The sequence below is a fragment of the Salinisphaera sp. genome (genome assembly GCF_035690525.1).
GTDB lineage: Bacteria > Pseudomonadota > Gammaproteobacteria > Nevskiales > Salinisphaeraceae > Salinisphaera.
Map to the genome: position 1 here is coordinate 1 of NZ_DASSKM010000107.1, position 5,776 is coordinate 5,776.

Genomic DNA, 5,776 nt, shown 5'->3' on the forward strand with positions numbered 1-5,776 from the left:
GCCGCCACCGTCGCATCGGAGACACCGTGGCCGGCGCATGAGCCGGCGCCCGGCGCGTACCGGACGCTGTGGAGCACGCGGCCCACGTGCGCCGCACCGATCACGCGGTCCGGCGTTTCCAGCACCAGGCGCGTGATGACGTTGCGCAGCTCGCGGATATTGCCCGGCCAGGCGTATCGGCCGAACGCATCGACGGCGGAGGCGTCCAATACACGCGCATCGTCGATGGCGGCGAGCAGCGCGCCCGCAATCGTCTCGAGATCGCTCCGCTGGCGCAATGGCGGCAATTCGACGTGGCAGACACCGATACGATGCAGCAGATCGCGCCGAAACGCCCCCGACCCGACCGCCGCATCGAGATCGCGATGGGTCGCCGTGACCAGTTGCACGTCGACCGGAATATCGTTTTCGGCCCCGACCGGGCGCACCTGCCAAGTATCGATCAGGCGTAACAAATGCGCCTGTAGCGGCGCCGGCATATCGCCGATCTCGTCCAGGAACAGCGTGCCGCCGTGGGCGCGCCGGACCAGGCCCTGTGCCCCGCCCGCGCGCGCACCGGTAAAAGCGCCCGGCGCGTGCCCGAACAGCTCGGCCTCGATCAGCTCCGCCGGCAGCCCGGCGCAGTTGATGGCCACGAACTCGCCCTTGCGCCGGCTCGCGGCGTGAATATGACGGGCGACATGCTCCTTGCCGCTGCCGGTCTCGCCGCGGATCAGAATGGGCACGCCGTAGGCGGTCGCGCGCGCCGCGAGATCGAGCGCGGCCCGCACGTTCGCATCTTCGGCGATATACGTGCCCTGCGTCGACGGTGTGGATTCGGACCCGGCCGGGCCGGCGTTCATCCCGCCGCGATCCGCGGTGAACGCCTTGGCGGGCAGATAGACCGTCGCCTGAAACACGCGATCGCGATGGTCGCTTAACGCGGTGAAGCCGGCCGGCGGACGAATCGTGTCCGCCAAGCCGTCGAAAGTGTGGGCGAACAGCGCGTCGAACGCGGTGCCGGGCGCCATCAACCCATGCGCGAAAACCGTGCGGGCGCCCGCGGTGGTCGCGCGCAATGTGCCGTCGCTCTCGAACGCCAGCGCCACCGCCGAGGGTCCGCCCAGCGTGTCGCTGCTGTCGAGCAGCACCACAAGCGCATCGGCATGACGACGGCGGAACAACTCGGTCTGGATATGGCCGCCGGCCATCTGCATCAGCCCCAGCGTGTAGGCCAGCGTATGCGAGCCGACGGGTTGATCCGCGGTGGCGTCGATGATGGCGCGCACATCGCCGTCGGCGCCGAATATCGGCGTGGCGACACAGATCAGGCCGCGATAGGTCTCGAGATAATGGTCCTCGCCGGCCACCACCACCACCCGCCCGACGGCGGCGGCCGTACCCACGGCGTTGGTGCCGCGTATCGCCTCCGGCCAGCAGTTGCCCGGCGCCAAATCGGCCGCGTCCTCGGCGGTGATCGACGAACCCGGCAGGCAGTCCAGGATCACGCTGTCCGGATCGGCCAGCGTGAGCGTGAATCCGCGCGCCCCGAGGTGTCCGTGCAACAGACGCATCTCGGCCAGCGCCAGCGCGCGTACGCCGGCCGTCGCCGAATAAATACCGGCCAGACGGCCGGCCGAGACGCGCCGCCGCCGCGGCCGGTCGCGGCAGCCCAGTCCGGCCTCGCGGCAGCGGTCCCAGGAATCGCGGATCGCACGTGCATTCTGGCGAAACAACGGCTGGTAGGCCGCGAGCAGCCGATCGTCGACAACCGGCTCGGTGACGAAGGCTTCGGACATCGACCGTCCTCCTCGACCCGCCGCCCCTGAAGGCGTGGGCAGCGACGGGTGCATGACGAAATGTCGGTTGATCGCGGCATGCGCGGCCGCGCGCATGGTGTTGATTGTCGTTTCGTCACACTTGGTCATGACGCGGCCCCGGTCAACTCGACGATCGGCTACCCGAAGCCCGCGTTCGCCAGCCCATCAACGGTCTTGATCGCTCATGCCAGCCCGGCGAGCGTCTCGTCGCCCGCTCGATTCGATCGCTTGCGCGCCGCCAGCACGTTGCCACAAAGCGTGGCGTTGAACTCGCTGTTCATGCGAATGGCCTGGAGTTTTCGGCGGTGCGCATCGAGGCCGTCGAGCGCAATCGCACCCCCGGTGGCGGTGACGAAAGCGATCTCCCGGGCGTCGCCGCGATAGCCGGCGCCGCTGAAATCGCCCGGCGTGCCCTCGCGGCGCATGGCGAGATAGCGTTCGCGCAGCCGCTCACCGCGGGCGTCGGTCATCGGCCGGGCCGCGAGATCGGCGACGGTCCAGGCCACGAGCGCGGCCTGCTCGGCGCCGGTCCGGATCAGCCAGCTCAGCAGGCGTTCCTGTCGGGCCATGAAGGCCTTGTGCCGGAATGTCGCCCGCAGCTCGACCAGATCGCCGCTGGCCTCGGCCCCGCAGGTGTCCTGGAACGAGGCCTTGCCGGCCAGCCCGCGGTTGATCTCGGCCGCATAGAAATGATCGAGCAGCCGAACCCGCGTCTCGCGCACCCAGGCCAGCTCGTCCAGCCGCTCGGCCATATCGTAGCCCATCATGAATGCGAAGTTGGCGGCGCACCAGTAAGTGGGCAGCCGATATTCGACGGCTACATCCCCGGTCCGCGCATCCACGTCGCAACGGGCGATGAAGCCAAGTTCGGTAACCGACCGGTCCAGCTCCGGATCGGTGACGGCGCCGATCGCGGCCCAGACTTCGGCCTCGCGGCTCGTCCGATGTTCGGCGTTCATGATCACGCCACCTCGGCGCGGGCGAACTCGTCGTTCTCCAGCGCTTTCTTCTTGGCCTCGATATCGATACCGTACAAACGCGCCGCGTTCTCGCCCAGGATCTTGCGCTTGATGTCCGGGGTGAGCGTGACCCCCGTGTCCTCGGCCATATCGTCCGGAATCTGGAAATCCACGAATTTCTCGACCAGCCATTTGGGATGCCAGATGGCATAGTCGCTGCCGAACAGGATGCGGTCCTCGTCGAGCCAGAACAGCAGTTCGGACATGATCCGGCCGAAATATTTCGGCCGGGCGTGGACGAACGGCATCGCCACCGCCAGGCCGCCGTACACATTGGGCTCCTGGGTCGCGATCCAGCAGAAATCGTCCAACCGCGGCAGGCCGACGTGCTCGATGATGAAGTTCAACTCCGGAAAGTCGGTCGCGACATGATCCACGTCCTTGACGTCGAAAGCGTCCCGGTCCAGCGGCAGGATGGTCGGGCCCTTGTGGATGTGCACGTTCTTGATGCCGCGCTTACTGCAGTGCGCCAGACAGCGATAGGCCCAGTCGTCGGACAGGCTCCAGCCGCGCGACTCGCCCTTCCACTCGGCCGTGTAAAGCTTCATGCCGTCGATCTTGTAGTCCTCGACCAGATGATCGATATAGTCCAGCGCCGCCTCGCCGTCGCGCGGGTCGAACGAACCGTTCAGGATGAAACGCTCCGGAAACTCGGACCGGATCACGTCGTTCTTTTCGGTGGTATTGAAGCCCTCGTAGTAGAAATCCTTTAGGTACGTCGGCTGAAAGATGGCCATGTCGTCGTAGCCCTCGACGAATAGATCGTCGAGCATGGTCTCGCGGCTGTATTTGCGGAATTTTTCGTCATCCCAAATGTATTCTGCGGGGCTCAGGCCCTTCTGATAATCGTGGAAGCAGTTGACGAACTCCTCGCCGTGTCGATTGCGCTGATTTTCTTTGCTGGCGTCCCAGTAATGAATATGGCCGTCGATGATGAAGTATTGCTCGCCGTCGGGTGCGGTATACATGGTTGGCTCCTCGCTAGTGATTTGTCGGTTTCCGTTTATCCATCGATGAGCATCGATATTCGGATAGCGACGATCCAGGGAAAATATACGGATCGTCTTTGCCTTCATCTGCGTGAATCTGCATCTATCTGCGGATAAAGTTCTTCAGACTGCCTGCCTCCGTTCCTTGGGTTATCCGCAGATGCACGCAGACGGACGCAGATAAAAAAGCGCGGATTGAACATCAGGGGATCAGCACGGCCCGGCCGGGCACGTCGCCGGCATCGAGGTCGTGCAAGGCTTGGTCGGCGTCGGCGAGCTTGTATTCGCGCGTGGCCAGATCGACCTTGCCGCGATCGGCCAGCTCCATCAGTTCGACCAGCTCGGGATAGGTGCCGACCAGATTGCCAACAATGGATTTCTCGGAAACGACCATCTCCATGGTCGGGATCTCGAGCCGGCCGCCGTAGCCCACGATGTAGTAGGTACCGGCATCGCGGGTCATGGCCAAGCCGCTCGCCACGGCATCGCCCTCGCCCACGAAGTCGATTACCGCCTCGGCGCCATAGCCCCGGGTCAATTTCTTGACCCGCTCGACTTCATTGCCGTTGGCGAGCACCGTATGTTCAATCCCGAAGTTGTCGGCGTGTTTGAGCGCGGCCTCGGCGCGATCGACCACGATGATGTCGGCCGCGCACAGCGAGCGCAGGACCTGGATGCCGATATGCCCCAGGCCGCCCGCGCCGATGATCACGGCCACCTGTCCGGGCACGAGTTGGCGGGCCGCTTTCTTGGCCGCGCGATAGGCGGTCAGGCCGGCGTCGGAATACGGCGCGACATCCTTGGGCGCCAGCGTCTCGGGCAAATTGACCAGCGTGCGTTCGTGGGTGCGCAACAAGTCGGCATAGCCGCCGTCGCGGGTCAGACCGGGGAATGCCTGATCCTCGCACTGCATGTCGTGGCCGCGCCGGCAGGCCAGATCGTGGCCGCAGGTCACCAACGGATGACAGATCACCGGATCGCCCGGCTTGAAGCCGGTGACGCCGGAACCGACCGCCTCGACCCAGCCGGCGTTCTCGTGCCCCATGATATAGGGCAGTGAAACCTCCGAAATTTCCCGCCACAGCCCTTCGATGACATGCAGATCGGTGCGGCAGACACCCGCTCCGCCGATGCGCACGATCACCTCGCGCGGATGCGAGATCTCGGGGTCGGGGACATCTTCGTAATCAACCCACTGCCGGGCGTCGACTTGCGGATCGTAGGCCTTGAGTACGGCTGCTTTCATCGCGCGTTTCCTTCCTCTCGTCGTCGTGACATAAGAGGGGCAACGCACGTGCCAAAATGCCGAAGCGCTTAACGCTCTGTTATGGCTTGTTTTTTAACGCGGCGCCGACGAGGGCATGTTCACTTGAACAGTACGCTCACTGTTCAGATCTGAACACCTGAACACATCGGGCCGGAAAGAGTTCTAGTCCACCTCGGCCTCGTGCCCACGGGCCTCGAGCCATTCGCGGCGATCGCCGGCGCGCTTTTTTGCGAGCAGCATATCGAGGAGTTCGTCCACGCTCGTGGCGGTCTCGTCGGTAGGCTCGATGCCGAGCTGGACCAAACGCCGGGTATCGGGCGCCATCGTGGTCTCGCGCAGTTGCAGCGCGCTCATCTCGCCCAGACCCTTGAAACGGGTGACGCTGATCTTGCGTTTTTTCTTTTCGTTCTCAAGCCGCTTGATGATCGCGTCGCGCTCGTCGCGATCCAGCGCATAGAAGACTTCCTTACCGGCATCGATACGAAACAGCGGCGGCATCGCCACGAACACGTGTCCACGCGCGACCAGGGGCCGGAAATGCCGCACGAACAGCGCGCACAGCAAGGTCGCGATATGCATGCCGTCCGAATCGGCGTCGGCCAAAATGCAGACTTTGTGATAACGCAGGCGCTCGAGATTGGCCGAGCCGGGGTCCAGCCCGAGCGCGACCGAGATATCGTGGATCTCGTTCGAGGCCATGAT

4 protein-coding genes and 1 pseudogene are annotated in these 5,776 nt (G+C 64.7%); all 5 read right to left on the reverse strand.

The genetic code is table 11. From position 1 onward, the window contains the following. Window positions 1-1,778 (reverse strand): sigma-54-dependent Fis family transcriptional regulator (locus VFJ08_RS07650; protein ID WP_324996603.1); only part of this gene is annotated, 1,778 nt, incomplete at its 3' end. A gap of 203 nt (window positions 1,779-1,981) precedes the next feature. Continuing rightward, complete coding sequence (locus tag VFJ08_RS07655) at window positions 1,982-2,758, reverse strand: iron-sulfur cluster assembly protein (RefSeq protein ID WP_324996604.1); 777 nt, start codon at window positions 2,756-2,758, stop codon at window positions 1,982-1,984. Window positions 2,759-2,760: 2 nt separating this feature from the next. Continuing rightward, complete coding sequence (locus tag VFJ08_RS07660) at window positions 2,761-3,786, reverse strand: amidohydrolase family protein (protein ID WP_324996605.1); 1,026 nt, start codon at window positions 3,784-3,786, stop codon at window positions 2,761-2,763. A 223-nt stretch (window positions 3,787-4,009) separates the two neighbouring features. Then, window positions 4,010-5,053 carry an NAD(P)-dependent alcohol dehydrogenase gene (locus VFJ08_RS07665; RefSeq protein WP_324996606.1) on the reverse strand — a complete coding sequence of 348 codons (1,044 nt, stop codon included), beginning with the start codon at window positions 5,051-5,053 and terminating at the stop codon, window positions 4,010-4,012. A 183-nt stretch (window positions 5,054-5,236) separates the two neighbouring features. Then, a pseudogene (locus tag VFJ08_RS07670) lies at window positions 5,237-5,776 on the reverse strand (DNA topoisomerase IV subunit B); the annotation flags it as partial.